Genomic DNA, 18,273 nt, shown 5'->3' with positions numbered 1-18,273 from the left:
CTCCTAACCCCTCATGGGGTGACAGGACGGCCCCACAAACCGCAGTCACCGAACCGTCGCCGTCTCCTAACCCCTCATGGGGTGACAGGACCTCGCGGCTGTACCGGCCGTCATCGTCGAACAGAAAATCTCCTAACCCCTCATGGGGTGACAGGACCGATGACGCCGAGCAGGGCAGGCCGCAGGCCCCGAACTCCTAACCCCTCACCTGATTAGCAACGAGAGTCAGCCAGCCTCAGGGACTGCTCGGGCAGCGGCCTGCAGTGCGCCGCGGCAACCAGGAGGCGTCCCGGCAATGCGGCTAGATCAAAGCGCCGGTTGAACCGGTAGGCGAAAGCCGCGAGGTAGCGGGGGGCATACTTGGAGAACGCAAAGGCATGGTAACTCCCGCTCAGGCTGGTCTTCAGGTTGCCGAGCACTGTGTTGACCCAGTGGAATTGGGGCAGGTCCTTGGGTTTGCGCCCGGCCACGACCGTCGGTTGGTGCCGGCAACCGGCCATCGTGACCGCGTTGAAACACGCGAGACCATCGGAGTGGACCGTGCTGCCCGGGGTCAGATACGCGCGGGCCCACTCGGTGATGGCCTGGAAGCTGAATCCCGCCACCGGCGTCAGCTTGACCCGCAGGGGGCAGCCCGCGTCGGTCAGCGACACCGCCGCCACGAACGGAACCTTGTTCTCCGAGCCTCGCCCGGCCTTGCCACCGGTCCGCTCACCTCCCAGGTAGGCGTCGTCCAGTTGCACGGTGCCGCTGAGCGTGTAGCGCTCTTCCCGCTCGGTCATCGCCTGCATCAGCTTGTGCTTCAGCGCCCAGGCGGTGGGGTAGCTGACGCCCAAGTGCCGTTTCAGCGCCAACGACGCGATCCCGGTCTTGGCCTGGCTGACCAGGTAGATGGCCAGAAACCATGTGGTCAGCGGCAGCTTCGTCCCCTGCATCACGGTGCCGGCGATCAGCGAGGCCTGATGCCGGCAGGCATTGCACTGAAACACCTTGCGCGGGCTGCTGCGCAGGACACAGTGCGCGTGGCCGCCGCAGCGCGGACAGCGAAAGCCCTCCGGCCAGCGGACCCGCTCCAGCGCCGCTTCGCACTGGGCCTCCGTCCCGTACTGCGCAAGGAACTCCGGCATCGACATCCCCGGCTGAAACTGGATCCGATTCTGTGCCATGGTGCCACCCTCCGCTCGACGTGTAGCCTCAGCGTACGCCCGGTGGTGGCTCACAGAGTGATCCTGGCGGACTCTCGTTGCTAATCAGGACCCCTCATGGGGTGACAGGACCGTGAAGGGTATTAACTGCAACGTGAGCCGAATCAACTCCTAACCCCTCATGGGGTGACAGGACCTACCGCGTGCTGCGCTGCTGCATGGACCAGACCGGCTCCTAACCCCTCATGGGGTGACAGGACGCGCAGCACCGAGATCCCCATCGACTACGAGCACCACTCCTAACCCCTCATGGGGTGACAGGACGTGCTCGGACCACTGGCGACGCGGCCACAGGGCCGCCTCCTAACCCCTCATGGGGTGACAGGACTGGTCACCGTGCCCAAGGGCGTGGATCCGGGATTCGCTCCTAACCCCTCATGGGGTGACAGGACAAGCTGCTGCCGGTATGCCGCCGCTTCCTCCTGCTCCTCCTAACCCCTCATGGGGTGACAGGACCAGGATCGGGGAGGCGCTGGGCATTATCGCAGCGGCCTCCTAACCCCTCATGGGGTGACAGGACCAATTTATCGGCACGGGTGAGGAGTGCGTGGGCCAACTCCTAACCCCTCATGGGGTGACAGGACACGTCTCAACCTCCACCACCAGGATACGGTGCTCGTCTCCTAACCCCTCATGGGGTGACAGGACTGGTTGGTCTCGCGCCGGAAAGCCCGCTGATGGATGCCTCCTAACCCCTCATGGGGTGACAGGACCAGCTATCGCCGATCAGGAGCGAACCACCAACCCAGTCTCCTAACCCCTCATGGGGTGACAGGACCTGACAGGCGGTGTCGTCACGCCGAATGGCGAGGATCTCCTAACCCCTCATGGGGTGACAGGACGGGCCTGAGCGTGCAGGCCGACGACACCGGGCGCGTCTCCTAACCCCTCATGGGGTGACAGGACGTAGCTGCCGATCGGTCGGGCGTTGTTGAGCACCAGCTCCTAACCCCTCATGGGGTGACAGGACGTACACCGGTGGGGTGGATACCGACCTCGAGATCGACTCCTAACCCCTCATGGGGTGACAGGACGGGATTCGAGGCCCAGGAAGCTCATGCGCACTCCGACTCCTAACCCCTCATGGGGTGACAGGACGAGTTCCGGACCGAACACCCGCAGATAGAACGCCATCTCCTAACCCCTCATGGGGTGACAGGACGCGCCCGTCGAGCCGGCACGGCGTTGCGGTGCAGCCCTCCTAACCCCTCATGGGGTGACAGGACGATGCACAAACCTGGCATCGGACGGACCCTACGCTCTCCTAACCCCTCATGGGGTGACAGGACCCGGGCGGTGCAGCTATTCGCCGACGCCCTGGCGGACTCCTAACCCCTCATGGGGTGACAGGACGCTCCGGCGGGCAGGCGTCCGGGTCGGTCGCGCGCACTCCTAACCCCTCATGGGGTGACAGGACGCCGAGGAAGAAGAAACCGGAGCCGGTGCCGCTGCTCTCCTAACCCCTCATGGGGTGACAGGACCGGTGCGGGCGGGCCGAGGTCGGGGTACAGCTCGGACTCCTAACCCCTCATGGGGTGACAGGACATCCCGCCGGAACTCGGCCAGGGTGGTGCCCTCGGTCTCCTAACCCCTCATGGGGTGACAGGACCCTTGGTTGGTCAACGGCTTTCGGGAAGCCATCCGGCCGCTGTGCCCGGGATTCCTGGGAAAACGGGCTCATTTCTACTACGTACCCCCCCTGCCCCGTGCACGATACCGCACCGTAGCTCACACGATGGTGGAGTTCATCGAATGGTGAAGGAGAGCATGGTCTTCAAGCGCGCCGTTGCCAGCGTTTTTCGCGAGTGTCGCCGCCTGGATGTTGTGGCGGTTCCTGGCCTTGAACTGCAAGATCCGGTCCTCCGGAATGGCGATTCGCGACAACCCGGCGCGAAGCTTACGATATTCGGATTCCGTAAGGTCTCCCGCAAACACAGAGTTCTGTTCGTGGGTGAGGAATCGAAGGAGAAATTTCTTGTAAACCTCGGTGCGATCCGCTTGCACGTCGTAGGCAATCAGGATGAACATCAGATTTTCCTGCGCCAGGGCCGATACTCGGCAATTCCGAGAAGATCGCGCTCCAGTGCGATGGCCTCCTGGCGCACGATTTCCCGGAAGGAGTGCTCTCCCTGCACACGTTCTTCCGTCTTGCGCACCCATAGCTGAAGGGTCTCGGCCCGGCCTTTCTCGGCCAGCCGGCAAACGCCTTCTTCCTGATGAAACCAGGTCGGCTTGATTTGTCCGCGCATGACGGCCTCGAAGATCAGGGTATCGCAGATCGGGGGCTTGAAATTCTCGGAAAGGTCCAATGCCAGCGAAGAACGGGCTTCCCGTGACGCATGCAGGAAGGATATGCAGTCATCGAGATGTGTCTTGGCGAGCTCGTTGCGCACCAGGGAATAGGCCAGCCCGTTGAACCACGAGATCAGGCAGTTCAAAGGACTGTCCGGTGGGCGCCGGCGGCGGGCGCCAAGATGCAGGCGAGCGTCGATCAGTGGCCAGGCATCGTAATAATAGGCCCGGATCTGGCCCTCGATCCCCATCAGGGCCTCGACGTTCGCAGCGGCTGGAATCTGCGCCATCAATGCGTCAATGGCCAGGAGACTGGAGTCCAGGGAACGGTTACCGCGGTAGGCCCGGTACTTCAGGTTGGCCCGGATGTTTCGTGCCGCCCCGAGCACGAAGATGCGAGCCAACTGCATTCTGCGGACCGGGTTCAGAAATGCCGCTGCCTGTTTGACGCGGACCCGCCCTGCCGCTGGGGAACCTTTCGGCTCGAATGCACCGGTCACGTTGCCGTACCAGTCCAGGATCGTGACCCGAACCTCGTTACGACCGCAGAGGCCCAGGACGGCTGTCGTGAGCTGTGCTTCCCCGGCCACGATGACGTGCCGCAGCCCCTCGATGGGCACGCGCTTTCGGGGACCGGCCGCGGGTATGACCACCAGCGTGGAATGCTCCCGCGCGATCTTGACATCCTTGGTGAGGTAGAGCGTCTCCATCACGCGAATCCACACAGAAACCGGTAGGAACAGGCGTCGCAGATGGACTTGCGCGATACCCGCGGGGGCCATTCCTGGCCGCTGAGTTCGGCAAGCCGCTCGGCCATCGCGAGCATGGTCTCAAGGTGTTCGCGTTCGATCGCGACCGTCAACCGCTTGCGGCCACCGATGATTTCATTGGTGGCCGTCCAGCGTTTTTCGGTTGCCGCCATCAGCAAGAGGGCATAGAAACGGGTCTGCATGGAGACGGCCTCGCGGGCACCCGCGCTTCCCTTGGCTTCGATGACTTCGCGTCGATCCCAGTCGATGCGGTCAGGTGAAACGCCGATCAGACCCTCGACGGAATGATCTCGCGGCCGATGAATCGCATGGTTTACCGAACCGAGCCGCATGCGCTCGTCGAGGTGTGAGTAGTCGATCCGGTTCATGTGCAACCAGGCACGCCGCTCGCACAGTTCAAGATGCTGGAACAAGAGCCCGTGGAGCTGGAACCGCTCGGACAGATCGCGGAAACGATCCAGCGGAGCGGCCCAGTCGCCGAGTTCAGACGATGACGCTGGAATCATCGGCGGCTGTCTCCTCGGTCACGATGGGTACGATGCCTGTGAGGCGGACCAGCCTGATCCCCGCCTGCAGCGCCCGTTCCTGTGTGCCTTCAAGCCCTGGGTCCTGCAACTCGTTCTCGGCCACGCGAATCCAGGCGTCCCGTATCCCCCTGAGTTCCAGCGTGTGTGTGCGGCCAGAATGCGGAAACAGCACCTCCTCGAAACGTCGCGCAAGCGAACCCCCCAGCGCCTGCTCTACTTCCACGATGGGGCGCGCAACATGAACCTCCAAAGAGCCGTCATCGGCATGAGTGACAGGCGCTCGAACCAGTTCTTCGGTGGCGGCATACAGCATCCAGGGCAGCGACTTTCTGCGACCACCGGGATCCACCAATGTCACCTTGGGCAGGATCACCCGCAGCCGCCTGGCTTCATGCAAAAAGGCGCGTACCCATTGCCGCGCGGCGTTCAGGCCGCTGTTTTCCAAGGTATGGACCGGGCCAAAGATTACCTTGGCCTGCGGTGGGGAGAAGCTGCGCAGCGTCGCGCGCGAACCCCGGTATTTCGCCGCGCGCTCCAGCGCAACCCAGAACACCCCGGCCGCCCAAACGGCCGACTGCGGCATGCGGCGGAACATGCCATCCTCGATTCGCAGTTCCTCCTCGGTTACTTGAAAGCGGTCGTGCACCGCCTTGAGCACGTGGCTGGTGAAGCGGTCGATGGGGATGCTGCCATGCTCGGCCGGCAGCTCGCGCAGCAGTTGCCTCAGCCAGGCGTGGCGATCCAGTGCCGTTTGCGTCAGGTGAACGATCGCTGTTCCCGGCAGATCTCCGCGCGCGACTCGCCCGATGCGCTGTACGAACGAAGTGACGTCGTGACCCGGTTCCATCAACAGCAGGCCGGCCTTGAAGGTCACCCCCATTTCGATGCTGGAAGTCGCAACCAGAACCGGAAAATCCCGGGGATCGTTCTGCCGGCCGATGGTGAAGAAGCCATCCATTTCCCGATCCACGCTGTCGTCGGAGGAGTTCACGGCCAGACGCTCGCCCTGTTTGACACCCACGCTGTCGAACCAGCCGGCAAGCGCGGATTTGTCCGCCAGCAACTGTCGAACCGAGTCGTAGACGAGCACGACCTGGTGGCCATCATCCGGTCGGGCCAGCGTATCGAGAATCGCGGCTCGGTGGTCATCCAATGCCTGGAGCAGTCCCGTCCCCTGTTCGACAATTACCTCGACATCGCCATGAACGGCGCGCATCCCCGCAGTTTGCTCGCGCGTGCCGGTGACGACGGTTTCCTGGGCGACAGCGATCTGGTCCTCGGGGATGCCGAAACCGATCAATGTGGTCTTGAGGTCGATCGGCGTCGCCGACAGAAACGTGATCCGCGCGGTGCCCCCGGCCTGCCATGCGAACGTGGCCAGCGCACAGGACATGCCCATGCCCCGGGCCTCGATGGTGTGAAACTCGTCGAACACCACGTGGCTCAGTTGCAGGAGGTCGAGCAGATTCTCCGGAACCACGCCGTCGCTGCGGAGCTGTGGATTCAGCAGGTACCAGGCGACACTCTCCGGGGTGGCTACGATCATGAAGCCGCCGCCATCTACACTCATGTCGGAACGGATCTGGCGGATGCGTCGATCGCGCGTGCGAACACCCGGGTCGGTTTGCTCCTGGCGCCGACGCTCGTCCGACGTCCAGAGAAACACTCTCGACAAGGCCTTTTCCTCGCTGGCGCCATCGCGAATCAGGTCTGCGACCAATCCTTCCGCGAGGTTCTGTGCCAAGCGTCGCGTGGGCACGATGAACAGCACGCGATCGCCCCGCTCGCGCATGCCCTTCTGAAACGCGTAACTCTTGCCTGCGCCGGTCGGTGCGGAAAAGATGCGGATCGGGGTCCGATCATCGAGCATCCGCTGTTGCAGTGGCGACAGGCCGGTGTCTGCATCCGCAGGTACCGCGTGCCTCGGAATGACGAAACGCATGTGTTCGGGCATGAGAATCTCCGTGGTCAGAAGTTGCGCCAACGACCCACGATTTCGCGCGCCTTGTCGGGTTCCATCGGCGCGGTCAGCTGGATGTCGTACAAGGCGAAAACCTCAACGGCCATATCCGGATCTTCTTCCGGTTCGGTGCCAAAAAGATGTGCCGTGTGGGCGTTGAGCCGGATCGGGGTTTCCGCATCCGCAGGGGTGAGGGAAACGATGCCGGCCAGATGCCGGCCCGTGCGGATGATGATCTCGCGGACGTCTCGCCCCTCGACCACCGAGGCCATGCGAAACGGGTCCGGTCCGAAGATGGCCCCGTCGTATTCGACGCCCGGGGGCACTTCCTGGATAAAGAACCAGGTCTTGAGGTTGCCCGTTCCGGTGGCGTCCATGATCTTTTTCGAGTACCCGCCCTCGGTATCGAGGTTCAGGCGCTTGCCGATGGCGGGAAGTAGCCGCGGATTGCGCGCCTCGAAGGCCGAACAAAGCCACGGCAAGGCCTCGAGATCCCGCCGGTAATCCTTCTGTGGCAGCGCGGCGGACGGGGCCAGCGCGCCCATCGCGCCGGCCAGTGCATAGGCCATGGACCGGTCTGCGAGAAAGGCCGCAATCGTGGCGCTTCCCGAAGGAACGGCAAGACTGTGGTAATGCAGGGGCGTCAGGGTGACCGCCCGAACCGGAGTCACGTCCGGGGTGCGCATCAGCCGATCCCCTCGAACCAGGCATCGAAGTATTTCCCGACCTGCGCGGCCGTGGTCGTGTAACGCTCACGCAAGCCTGCATCGTCGGCTTCCAGTCGGGCGATGAGATCGCGCTGCAAGTCGGCAACCGTCGCACCGGGGATTTCCACCGGCCAGGCGGCCCGGTACAGTGCGGACAGCGCTTCCTGGATCGCAGCCGGGTCGGATGCATCGACCTGCGCGCCGGAACGGAGCCGGTCAATGGCGACATAGGGGCTGGCAAGGTCGCGTTCCAGATGCCCCGCGAAAAGACCAACCATATGGTTGCGGACGTTGACGCCATAGATGGACGTTGCTCCGCCATAGGCGCCGGCAAGACCCAGGCTCAGCAGCAGGTGTTCAAGGGCCTGGACCGGGGCAACCTTGCCATTGAAGGCGATGGTTTGCAGCAACAGCATTCCCGGTTTCACGAAATGGCGCTCGAACAGGTTGCTCGAGTTCTTCTTGCCTTCGGCGTCCCACAGCGAGCCATCTTCAGAAGCGCGGTTATGGAAAGTCAGATCGACCGCTTCCGAGTAGTCCTGAATCGAAACGGCATCGGAATACTGGGCGCTCGCCTTGACCGGAAGCACCTTGGACCCATGGTTGGCGCTGTCGCCAAAGACAAGGGTGTTAAGGTCAAATTTTGCGGAAGGCTTCTCCTTGCCATGGAAGGCCGTCTTATTCTGCGCCGCCTTGCCGCCTGCACCGAAATAGCGCAAAACTTGCAGGCCGCGGGCGCGCTCGCCGAACTTGAACTTGTTCGCCACGGCGCGGACATGCCGGCGACCGTTCACTTCGATGTCGGTGATTTCGGCTTCCGCATTGCGAAACGATGCCGGCGAGATCACCTCGCGCAGGACCACAAGAACTGCTGAGCCCAGGTTTTTCAACGCGGGTTGGGCGTACGATTTCTTGGCATCGACTTCCGTGATGGCGAGCATGGAGTTGAGATCGCCGAGGTAGGGTTTGAGGGTGTCGAGGGTCATGGTGTGTTCTCCTTGTTCCGGAACGGTCAGGTTTTTTCGGGGGCGGCGGCGGTCTCTTCAGTCTCCTTGCGTTTCCGGTAGGACTCGGTCTCGAACGCAACCTGATAGACGGCCATGGCGATGCGGCGGGCCTTGGATGCCGGCGGGCGGCCGCGGAACGCAATCGGCCAGACATGCTCAACAAACACGGTGGCCGCCTCGTGCGCTGCTCTGCGCGGGAATGGAAGTTCCTTGTCCTTGCCGCGCCACGTCAAACGCGAGGAGCGCATGAACTCGTTCTCCAACTCCCCGGCAATTGCCGCGATCAGGGTTTCCGTTCCTGTCTGGTGGATGGCACCGGCACAGCCTTCCACCGCCGCCAGCGCAACCTTCAAGCCGAGCATGCGTTCGGCGTTGCTTGCATCCCGCGCGGGCGCGGCCTGAACGCGCGTCATTGCTCGCGCAAAATCGATCAGAACATTGTCGTTTTGGTTCATGAGAATGTCGGGGCTCCTTGTGAAGTCGCGCAGAGTGAATTGCAGGTTGCCGTGGCGCTTTTGTTGCTCCTCGGGCAACCGGTTGAGTACGGCGAGCGCCTCACAGGCGGCGCCAAAACGGGTGGCGGGGTCGGCATAACGCAGCGCAACCTCAAGCCCGAGATTCGGCGTGCCACCCAACTGCTCCAGGATATGGAGAAAGTCAACGGCATCCGGGACTTGTTCCAGCCGAAGCGATGGCCCGCCAAGCCCGCGCTTTACCGCATCGGGCAGAAAGTCGAAATGCACGTAGGCGTTTTCGGGCACAGGGAGACCCTGAAAAACGTGAACCGGCCGTGACAGCCGCAGCGCCGATTGCATCATCATTCGCACCAGGGAAATGGCTTCCATCATCCTGGACGGGACCGAAAGATGCCGAGCAAACAGGATGCGCTGTCCATAGATCTCCGCCTCCGGCCAGACTTTCCTTCCCGGTTTCTTCTCCTGGCGCATCAGGTCGTACGGACTGATTTGAAGGGAATCGTCGTCGGCGCGCATGTTCAGACTGGCAAACAGGCCCATCATCGTGGGGGAGGAAACGTATGCGGGCACTTCGCCTTTTCGGCCCTCGCCCAGCAATGTGCGCAAGCGGTGCTCGGCCGCGGCCGGAGCGGAAACGAGAGTCTGCGCCTTGCTGCTTTCGAACGATTCCGGTCGCCCCTCGCGGCCGGAAAACGCACTGACGTTCACGCCATCGAGACCCGATTTGGTGTCGATCCGGCCGGCAAGGCTGACCGGCAGATTGGTGAAATGACAACGGCCTTCCGCGCCCTCGTCCCCGGCAAGAAAGCGCCGCGTCATCGCTGCACGAAGCCAACCCGCCGCAGCATCCATGAGGACTGCAGAATCCGGGATTTTCGCCAGCAGGCCGAGCCGTTCAGCCTCGTCGCCGCAAAGCCAGAGCCGCAGCAGGCCTTCTTCGCCGAGAATTCGCTCCCGGCATTCCGGGTCCTGTTCGGCAACGCCCGCGGCGAGGGCTGCCAGGAGTGTCTGACGACTTAGCTTGTGCGTCATGCCAAGCAACCAGTCTGGCGGCGGCAGCGCGCTTTGGGCCAGCACAGCCACCAACTCGGCTTCGCGCGTTGCCGCATCCGGAACCCTGGCTGCCAGGGATCGTTCCTCCGGTTCCGCACAGCCCATGGCAATCGCGATCATCGCGGCCTCACTGCGCATAGCGGTCATGGTGGGGCTGTCGTCGTCGCGCGACGGCCATGCCTGGAAATGTTGCCCCGAGAAGGTTTCGAGTCCTCCGTAATTCGGGGGGAATCCCAGAGGCGCCAGCAGCGCGTCAATCGGCTCGCGCAAGCCGGCAGCATCGGTAACGAGGCTTGCATGCAGGAATAGTGCTTTCGAGGCTTCGCGCGGGTTCTTCTCAAGAACATGCCGCAGATCCGCTGACCCGGCTCCACCATCCAGAATGTCGCGGGTGCCCTTGGGATTGGTCATCACCCGCATCGGCAACCGAAGGCGCCGGGTAGCGCGCTCGATCGTCGCCGCTATCGCCGGATCCGCTATTTCCTCGGGGATGATGGCGAGGAACTCGCCGTCGTGGTGAATCTCGATCAGCGGCGGCATTTGTGCCATGTCCTGTACGGCCGCCGACATGCCACGTTGCAACTGATTGAGCAGAAATGGGGTATGCGGGGACCGAACGCGCACTGCACGCCATCCTCCGGCGAAGACCTGGCTGCGGAAGCCGCCGAAACTTGCTAACTCCTCCACGACACCTTCGATGCCCCACTTTTCGCGACGCTGCCCATGTTCCCGGATATGAGCCGGGGAAGGATCCGGTTGCGTCTTGAGAAAAATGCCATCCAGGCGATCGGCGAGACGGACGTACTGGCAATCCCCGGTTTCCTCGGCTGAAAGCAGCCGCATCCCCGGACGCAGCGAGCCGGCGCGGCTCACCTCGACCTCCTGGATCATTGACCAGATGTCGGCCGCCGAAACGGTGATGCCCGCATCCTGAAGAAAGGCGTCCACGTGGTACCGTGAGAGCAGCCCCGCGACATCGTCAGGCGTCAGGTCCTCGGCCCGACTGCGCGCAAGGATCTTGTCCGCATCATGCAAGAAGCCGATGGCAATCAACAGGCTGATCCGGGGGCGTATGCGTTCGTCCGGAATCCCGCAAGCCCGCAGGTCCAGTTCGGCGAAGACCGCCGCGCCACGGGCGACGGAAACCATGTGATCGAGGAGGCTTACGTTTCGAAAACGCAGGCGGCGCATCGAATCCGTCCCGGCACTCACCCCCCCCTTGCCAGAGACCCGGCAGAGGTAGGGAACGCGATGATCAATGCGCCTGCCGGCTGCAATATCGCGGGCCGTCTTCTCCGCGAGCGGACCGGTGCCGAGAGTGCGCTCCTCGGCAGAGAAAGCACCCCGAATGACCGCGGTGCGCATGAAGGTCTGGAACAACTCACGAGAGAGGGTCAGCATCTTGGCCTCACTGCATCAGGGCGGGGCAGCCGTTACCGTTTCGGGTCTTGGCACCGAACCCGGCGAGGTAGGCGAAGCGGATATCCTCGGGAGCCCCGCGGAGGGTGATGGGGACAGCGAAACCTGGCAGGATCATTCGGCGGCCGGAGGAGAACCTGCGCAGTTGAATCAGGTGCTTGCGCTGGCCGTCGGTGGCGGCACTCAACGGATCGATGGCGATGCCGAGATCCAGTGAACGTCTGGCGCGACGCTCCAGGCCTGTCTTCAACGCGGCAGGTGCCTCGCTAACCGGCAATTCCTCGTGGAAACGGGTTTTTGCGCGACCATTCTTTTTCACCGGCAACAGGAACGGGCTGATGAAGCCGATCATCACTTCGGTGGTCGTCTCCGGCAGATCGTCGCAAGGCAGAACGCGGGCGCCCGTGCCATCGATAACATCACCGTTGCAGGAAGTGGTCGCGATCGCCGCTGGATCGAGATGAGCGGCGATCGCGTCAAACCGGGACGAGGGTGATGACACGACGACCGAACGTACCCGACGCTTGCGGCCCGGATGTGAATACGCCTCCATGCCGAAGGTCCAGGGTTCGGCCGATTCTCCGACGACTTCTTCCGAACACAGACCCGCTGCCACGAACGCCGCCACGAGCGCGGCATTCATGGAGTCCGTGAACTGGACGTACTGAGGGTCTCCTCCGAAATCGATTCTGATGCGCATGCCGCGGTCTCCCGATTGGAATGCGTTCAGTGTGCGGATCAGAAGCTGATTGTGCCAGTACCAATATGTGATATTTTCTCACACATGAGAAAATGGAAGATTCAATACGCACTGCTCGAATACCTGGTGTACTGGGAAGGACGCGTTACCGGAGCGCGGCTCGGTCAGTTGCTGGGGCGAACGCGCGAGCACGTGCAGCGGCAGATCCTTGCGCCATACCGGCGGGAGTTTGGCGATCGACTTGAGTTGCTGGCCGAGAGAATCGATCCCGATACGGATCGCCCCCATGTTCAACCGGAATTCGCTCCCGTTGCCCCCGGTGCCCTGATCGATATCGTGCGCGGCGAAGCGCGCTTCGCAGAAGCCGTCGGTGAATCGCCACGGTTCGGGATTCCGATTGAAGACGTGGCTGCGATCGGGTTTCGGGAGCCGCATAACCAGTACTTCCGCATGCTGCATCGGGCCTGTGTCCAACGGCGCGCCATCCCGATCGAGTACGTGTCGAAGAGGCGGACCGCCGCGATCTGGTTCAGCCCGCATACCCTCGTGCGTGACGTCGCCCGGATCCATTTCCGTGGATACGGATCGTGGAGCGATAATCAGCCGGGGTACTACGTCGATCTGGTGCCGTCACGGATCTACCGCGTGCTCGGCAACAGCGACCACTCGCGCTATGTTGGACCGGACGCAGACAAGGAGTGGAACGAGCGGGTAACGCTAACGTTTCAGCTGAACCCCAAGTTGCCGGAGAACATCCGGAAGACCCTTTGCCTGGAGCACGAGGAGAACCGAAACCGTACAGTCTTTGACACGCTGGTCATACCGGACGTCAGACGCGCCTTGAGGCGATACGTGGAACGCTCGTTGCAATACCGATTTTTCTCCGGGTCGCTTTACCATATCTGGATCCCAGACAACCCACCGGATCCTTGAATCGTGACCCCAGAGGCCAATGTCGTCAATTGTCGACCCCTGCGAACGCCAAGGGTTTAATGCGCTAGGTTTTCCGCGGGCGGATAGGACCGGCGAGACCGGATCGGTTCCACATCGCGCGCAATCCACACGGGCAGGTCGAGGCAACCGTGCGTGTCCGCGGGTTCCCAGAGCTGGAAGAAGCGCGTGCGCAGCTTGGCCAGCGTGGCGCGGAAGTTGACCTGATTAGGATGCTTGCGACCCTCGGTGCATGCCACGACCGTGGGCTGTGCCAGGACCCGCGCGATGCTGGCCAGCGTGAGCGTCAGGAAGCGGGCGTAGACCTCCTGATACACGCCGAGCACGCCCCGGGTGAGGAATTGTTCCACGCGCAGCACCGGCTTCAGCGCTTTGAACGATTCCTCGACCGCCCAGCGATGCTGTTACAGGTCCTTGAACTGGTGGGCCGGAAAGGCTTCGGCATCAAGCAGGACATGGCGCAGATGCGGCTATCGAGACTTGCATAAGTCCTCGCAGCTTTCGGGCGGTTTCATCCAGGTGGCGCACCATTGGAGTCGTTCCTAATATGCGGGTACCTTCGCAAGCATTCATACAGCCGCGCGCCTCATGCCAGCCATTATGTGCTCAATAACGGAGGTGATGTATTATAAGTACTGCCAAAGAAGAGATAAAAGCACTTCTGGATAAACTCCCTGACGATTGTTCATTGGAAGACCCCCTCTGTCAGCATAGAAGTCCGCTGGATTGGACGCAGTAAACTTAACCCTCGAGGGGGCGGAGAGAGCGGATGGAATGCCACGGTACAGCGAAGAGTTCAAAGCCAAGGTGGTCGAGAAGATGATGCCGCCCAATGCCCGGGCGGTGGCCGACGTGCACCGGGAGACGGGGGTGTCGGAACCCACCCTGTATGCCTGGCGCCGGGAGTTCCAGGACCGGGGGCATGCGGTGCCGGCGGATCCGGCGAACCCGGAATCCTGGAGTGGCCGGGACAAGCTCGCGGTGGTGATCGAAACCGCCGCGCTGAATGAGCAGGCGCTCTCGGAGTACTGCCGGTGCAAGGGTCTGTATCCCGAGCAGATCGAGCGCTGGAAGGAAGCGGCCATGGCCGGCAGCGCCGATCCCCAGCGGCTGACCCGGGACGAGCGTGCCGCCTGGCAGCAGGAGAAGAAGCGCGTGCGCGACCTGGAGCGCGAGCTGCGCCGGAAAGAGAAAGCCCTGGCCGAGGCAGCCGCCTTGCTGGTGTTGAAAAAAAAAGCCCAGGCGATCTGGGGGGACGACGAGGACGCATGATCACGCCCGAGACCCGTGCCTTGGCGCTGGACCTGATCGACGAGGCGGTCGCCGCCGGTGCCCGGCTCACCCCGGCCTGTGCGGTCCTCGGCCTGACGCCGCGCACGCTGCGCCGCTGGCGCGCCCTCGCCGGCAGCGACACCGGGCTGGTGGACCGGCGCACCTGCACCCCGCGGGTGCCGGCCAACCGCCTGAGTGCCGAAGAGCAGGAGACGATCCTGACGGTCTGTAACGCGCCGGAGTACCGTAGCCTGCCACCGACCCAGATCGTGCCGCGCCTGGCCGACCAGGGCGTGTACATCGCGTCCGAGGCGAGCTTCTACCGCGTGCTGCGGGCCCATGACCAGGTACAGCGCCGGGGCCGGGCGGCGGCCCCACGGCAGGTGCCCAAACCGGAGGGGGTCTGCGCGACTGCGCCCAATGTTTGCTGGGCGTGGGACATCACCTTCCTGGCCTCTTCGATCCGGGGGCAGTTCTACCGCCTGTACCTGATCGAGGACGTCTTCAGCCGCAAGGTCGTCGGCTGGGAGGTGCACACCGAGGAAAGCGCCGAACACGCCAGTCGCCTGATCGAACGCGCCTGTCTCGCCGAGGGCGTCCATCGCCCGGGCCTGGTGCTGCACTCGGATAATGGCAGCCCCATGAAGGGTGCCACCATGCTCAGCACCTTGCAGCGCCTGGGTGTCGTCCCGTCCTTCAGTCGCCCCTCGGTGAGCGACGACAACCCCTACGCGGAAAGCCTGTTCCGGACCTTGAAATACACGCCGGCCTTTCCGCCTCAGCCGTTTGCCAGCCTCGCCGACGCCCGCGCTTGGGTCGCGCGCTTCGTCCACTGGTACAACGAGGAACATCGCCACAGCAAGATCCGCTTCGTCACCCCCGGCCAGCGTCATCGCGGGGAGGACATCGCGATCCTGGCGCACCGGCACCGGGTGTACCAAGACGCCCAACGCGCCAACCCGACACGCTGGTCGCGGCACACGCGCAACTGGACACCGATCGATCACGTCTGGCTCAACCCACCGAAGGAACATGCCCAAACGCCAGCCCTGATGGTCGCTCAGGCGGCATGAAAAAGCGGACAACTACGTTGACAAACACCGAAGACGTCCAGTATCACCTATACGTGGCGGAGGGGATCCACCGGGGAATCGAGCGCGCCGAAAAGGAAGGGACGCCCATTATCCAGGACGAGGCCGAAAAGAAATTCGGCAAATGGACCTCGAAGTAAAGTGGTCGCCGGAGGCAATTGAGGAGCTCGAAGCCATCGCCGAATATATCGCACGGGATTCTGAGTATTACGCTCGGGCGGTTGTCACAGAAATATTGTCGGTTTCACGTGGCACCCGCGAGTTTCCGTTGATAGGCCGCATCGTCCCACAGATCGGTGATGAGCATATTCGAGAGCGACTCTATGCAGCTATCGATTAGTGTGTCGCGTCGAATTCGTAAGAATTATGATTGTCGCAGTGATACATGGGAAACGATCACTTGAGAATATCGCAGAAAGGTTCGAAGGCAGCACATAATCGGGTAAGGGCCGGTCTCTAACCCGCCCTCCGCACACCACACGGCATGCGGGTCCGCACCGGGCGGTTCATGAGAAAGGAGTACACGGGGATCCACCCGCGCCGATGCTCGAAACTGCGCCCGGAATGGGCATCCTCCCCAGACAGCTACGCCCGCCGCACACAGCGCGAGACGACATGGTACCAGGGGGTATCATCGCTCCGGCTGACCAGAATGGAACGCGGTTGCGGCACCTCCCTGCCTCCTTCTCGGTTCGATTCCATGCGAACGGCGACGCAGAAAGGCTACGGCGCGTCGCGACCTCCGTCAACTGAATGGGTGTCTTGCAGTGCCGGTTGAAGTGCCGACTGACCGGCGCAGGTCGCCGAAGGACAAGAAAGTGGGGGTGTCGTAGTGTCCCGCACCACAGCCAGCGCGAGTTACGAGCGTCGGCTGGATAGCCTGCTTAGCGCTCCCGGGACTCCCGTACCGCATTAAGTATGTCTCGCGTTGTGACGCTCGTGCTTACTCCAGACACATCAAACGGCGACTTCGACTCCTTACGCTTCGCGCGGAGAGAAAATGTGCTGCCGTCCTTTCTCCTGATTTCCACCTCTTCGCGCTGAGCCAAGGCCAGCAGTTTCGACAAGTTCTGCCGAGCTTCAGAATACGTAAATACCTTCATTAGGTTTACTCCAATACTCCGATCCCCAATTCTTTCGCCACCTGCTTCATACGACGATCGACGTTCAGCAACGGACACGCTAGCTCCAGTGTTAGTCCTTGCAAAAGTTCGAGCCGTTTAAGATCAGAGGTTAGATACCCGGCCTTACCCGATCGAGGGTCACCGCCACGGCGTAGACTTCATGCCGTGCGTTCCAACTGGGCTGATTGCTCATCCACGGCCCTAATGATGTCCTGGACACATCAACCGCCGTTTCCTCGAAATATGCCCCTCCACATTGCGGGCATACCCATGCAGGAACGTTGTCGAAGCTGACATGAACGTCTTTGCGATCGATATAAAATGGGGCGTGCCCACGCGCCATTTCACCCTGACAATACATACATTTCATGCCTTAGCCCTCGTTCTGAAATCCTCGGACCATTGATTCTCATCGGGAATATACGCCGTTATCACGGCTAGACACCCACCCTTAGGTGCACAAACTATATGTATTATAGGGCGCCGATCGTTTCCTCGCCCCAGCATCAGGAAACTGTGACCTCTGGTATCTTCAGGATAATTCTCTATGACCTCCCCTTCCTCAATTACCTTCCGAACGTCCGCTGTGTAGAAATCATTCGATCCGGTCGTGACATCTAGCGCACCGCATGCGGCAAGAAGCGCAGCCGCTGTGAAGCTCGATCACGTATCAACTGCCACAATTCCATGTTGCGGTACTAGCTCCTTAGCTACTTGCGGTATTTGACGTCGAACACCAAGCATAAGCCGTCACAAAACGCATACCGAGGAACGAAAGGGTTTTTGCGGACGGCTGTATGCCCTTGTTGGGCCATGTTCTTAAGTAGGCGCAGTTGTTTCAGCTTCCGTTTTTAACATTTAACAGGGACACACTGAAAATCTCCGTTTCCACGCTCTTTGGCGTTTGAGGTGGATAGATGTAGGGTAAGTCGGTATCTGCCCAGGCTCGCCACTTTGCGATCTCTTTCCGCTCGGCTTGTTGCCAGCTTGCGTCTTTCGGGATGCGTGCTATGACGAATATATCTGGTTCTTTACCAATAGATTGAAGCTCCCTGATCCATTTGTGAACGGGTGCGGATGAGCCCTCCTGAGCAGACTCCAAATGACCTGCTAAACGCAATTCTTTTCTCTTATGCGTTTTTCCTATATAACGCAAACATCGGTCTCGAGGATCTATGAGGCCGTAGATCAAGTACCGACCAACTCTAGTTTCCATTGTCCACGCTCGATGCCTTCAATCATTTCACGCCCAACGCTGCCCATCAGCCGCGCCGCTCTTGGCGTCGGCTGTATGGGCTTGCTATGCCACGTTAACCAGTACCTGCTCCGTTGCCTTCGGCAGTTTTACCGGAACAAAATACTCTTTCGGATAGAGATAGTCCTCACCGGACTCGTCTATTACCCTTAATTGATGATGTTTCTCGGCATCTGCGTCACGCAAATCTTCGTATATTTTTCGCTTCTCCAGCGAGGCGGGATAGTCATCAGTTCGAATACAGATCACAAATCGGTGTTCGCTCGAATGTGTCATAACTTTTACCTCAGATCTCGTTTGATCTTAAACTCCTTCTTACCAATTCCCGTGGCCTCGCACCAGTGTCGTTCGGCCGACCGAATGGAACCATCCGGCAGCTTTATTTGCGCAATTCCCTTTCGTTTTCGCCATCTCCCCTTACCGTAGGCCTTCTGAAGCCGTCCTAGTTCTCGTATTCCACTTCC

The 18,273-nt window shown here is 61.5% G+C and carries 16 protein-coding genes, 1 pseudogene and 2 CRISPR repeat arrays (1 of these 19 running past the window's edge); of the genes and pseudogenes, 4 read left to right on the top strand and 13 right to left on the bottom strand.

Going from position 1 to position 18,273, the window contains the following annotated elements; translation table 11 throughout:
- Positions 1-157: direct repeats of the CRISPR family, unit length 28 nt; unit sequence CTCCTAACCCCTCATGGGGTGACAGGAC (it extends 1,025 nt beyond the left edge of the window).
- Positions 158-212: 55 nt separating this feature from the next.
- From THITH_RS17650 to THITH_RS05000, 9 genes are all read right to left on the bottom strand, one after another.
- Positions 213-1,166 carry an IS1595 family transposase gene (locus THITH_RS17650; protein WP_006748793.1) on the bottom strand — a complete coding sequence of 318 codons (954 nt, stop codon included), beginning with the start codon at positions 1,164-1,166 and terminating at the stop codon, positions 213-215.
- A gap of 82 nt (positions 1,167-1,248) precedes the next feature.
- A CRISPR array of direct repeats spans positions 1,249-2,814; the repeat unit is 28 nt; unit sequence CTCCTAACCCCTCATGGGGTGACAGGAC.
- A gap of 119 nt (positions 2,815-2,933) precedes the next feature.
- On the bottom strand, positions 2,934-3,233 hold the full coding sequence (gene cas2 / locus THITH_RS05035) for a CRISPR-associated endonuclease Cas2 (RefSeq protein WP_006748795.1): 300 nt from the start codon (positions 3,231-3,233) through the stop codon (positions 2,934-2,936).
- On the bottom strand, positions 3,233-4,207 hold the full coding sequence (gene cas1 / locus THITH_RS05030) for a CRISPR-associated endonuclease Cas1 (RefSeq protein WP_006748796.1): 975 nt from the start codon (positions 4,205-4,207) through the stop codon (positions 3,233-3,235). The genes cas2 and cas1 overlap by 1 nt, the downstream gene beginning before the upstream one ends.
- Positions 4,207-4,773 (bottom strand): Dna2/Cas4 domain-containing protein, encoded by a 567-nt coding sequence (locus THITH_RS05025; protein ID WP_006748797.1) that lies wholly within the window; start codon positions 4,771-4,773, stop codon positions 4,207-4,209. The genes cas1 and THITH_RS05025 overlap by 1 nt, the downstream gene beginning before the upstream one ends.
- Positions 4,751-6,748, bottom strand: coding sequence for a DEAD/DEAH box helicase (locus THITH_RS05020; RefSeq protein WP_006748798.1), 1,998 nt, complete (start codon positions 6,746-6,748; stop codon positions 4,751-4,753). Before THITH_RS05020 ends, THITH_RS05025 begins: the two co-directional genes overlap by 23 nt.
- 14 nt (positions 6,749-6,762) lie before the next feature.
- The gene (locus THITH_RS05015; protein WP_232222250.1) at positions 6,763-7,299 is read right to left on the bottom strand and encodes a hypothetical protein; all 537 of its coding nucleotides are present in this window, start codon (positions 7,297-7,299) and stop codon (positions 6,763-6,765) included.
- Between the two features lie 140 nt (positions 7,300-7,439).
- Positions 7,440-8,447 carry a type I-D CRISPR-associated protein Cas7/Csc2 gene (cas7d, locus tag THITH_RS05010; protein WP_006748800.1) on the bottom strand — a complete coding sequence of 336 codons (1,008 nt, stop codon included), beginning with the start codon at positions 8,445-8,447 and terminating at the stop codon, positions 7,440-7,442.
- Between the two features lie 26 nt (positions 8,448-8,473).
- Complete coding sequence (locus tag THITH_RS05005; RefSeq protein ID WP_006748801.1) at positions 8,474-11,398, bottom strand: hypothetical protein; 2,925 nt, start codon at positions 11,396-11,398, stop codon at positions 8,474-8,476.
- A gap of 7 nt (positions 11,399-11,405) precedes the next feature.
- Entirely contained in the window at positions 11,406-12,116 is a 711-nt protein-coding gene (locus tag THITH_RS05000) for a CRISPR-associated endoribonuclease Cas6 (RefSeq protein ID WP_006748802.1), read from the bottom strand.
- 51 nt (positions 12,117-12,167) lie between these two features.
- Between THITH_RS05000 and THITH_RS18465 the strand changes: the two genes are divergently transcribed.
- Positions 12,168-13,049 (top strand): hypothetical protein, encoded by an 882-nt coding sequence (locus tag THITH_RS18465; protein ID WP_198019472.1) that lies wholly within the window; start codon positions 12,168-12,170, stop codon positions 13,047-13,049.
- 56 nt (positions 13,050-13,105) lie between these two features.
- Here the strand turns inward: THITH_RS18465 and THITH_RS04985 are convergent, their stop codons facing one another.
- Positions 13,106-13,417 carry a hypothetical protein gene (locus tag THITH_RS04985; protein ID WP_156925490.1) on the bottom strand — a complete coding sequence of 104 codons (312 nt, stop codon included), beginning with the start codon at positions 13,415-13,417 and terminating at the stop codon, positions 13,106-13,108.
- Positions 13,418-13,841: 424 nt separating this feature from the next.
- Between THITH_RS04985 and THITH_RS04975 the strand changes: the two genes are divergently transcribed.
- From THITH_RS04975 to THITH_RS17645, 3 genes are all read left to right on the top strand, one after another.
- Positions 13,842-15,412 (top strand): IS3 family transposase gene (locus tag THITH_RS04975; RefSeq protein ID WP_408645271.1). Its coding sequence is split into 2 segments (ribosomal slippage): positions 13,842-14,304 and positions 14,304-15,412, totalling 1,572 coding nucleotides; the frame shifts between segments, so codons are not numbered across the junction.
- Between the two features lie 17 nt (positions 15,413-15,429).
- Positions 15,430-15,570, top strand: a complete 141-nt coding sequence (locus tag THITH_RS18705; RefSeq protein WP_198019522.1) for a hypothetical protein — start codon at positions 15,430-15,432, stop codon at positions 15,568-15,570.
- The gene (locus THITH_RS17645) at positions 15,555-15,770 is read left to right on the top strand and encodes a type II toxin-antitoxin system RelE/ParE family toxin (protein ID WP_198019471.1); all 216 of its coding nucleotides are present in this window, start codon (positions 15,555-15,557) and stop codon (positions 15,768-15,770) included. The genes THITH_RS18705 and THITH_RS17645 overlap by 16 nt, the downstream gene beginning before the upstream one ends.
- A gap of 893 nt (positions 15,771-16,663) precedes the next feature.
- On the opposite strand, the gene THITH_RS19685 is transcribed toward THITH_RS17645, so the two are convergent.
- From THITH_RS19685 to THITH_RS17625, 3 genes and pseudogenes are all read right to left on the bottom strand, one after another.
- Positions 16,664-16,915, bottom strand: a complete 252-nt coding sequence (locus THITH_RS19685; protein WP_408645509.1) for a YgiT-type zinc finger protein — start codon at positions 16,913-16,915, stop codon at positions 16,664-16,666.
- 5 nt (positions 16,916-16,920) lie between these two features.
- Positions 16,921-17,130, bottom strand: a pseudogene (locus THITH_RS19680) (DUF4258 domain-containing protein); the annotation flags it as partial.
- Between the two features lie 724 nt (positions 17,131-17,854).
- The gene (locus THITH_RS17625; protein ID WP_006748807.1) at positions 17,855-18,085 is read right to left on the bottom strand and encodes a hypothetical protein; all 231 of its coding nucleotides are present in this window, start codon (positions 18,083-18,085) and stop codon (positions 17,855-17,857) included.
- Positions 18,086-18,273 lie beyond the last annotated feature (188 nt).

The sequence above is a fragment of the Thioalkalivibrio paradoxus ARh 1 genome (genome assembly GCF_000227685.2).
Lineage (GTDB): Bacteria > Pseudomonadota > Gammaproteobacteria > Ectothiorhodospirales > Ectothiorhodospiraceae > Thioalkalivibrio > Thioalkalivibrio paradoxus.
Note: the sequence above shows the minus strand (reverse complement) of the source record. Positions and strands in the feature narration are given on the sequence as shown.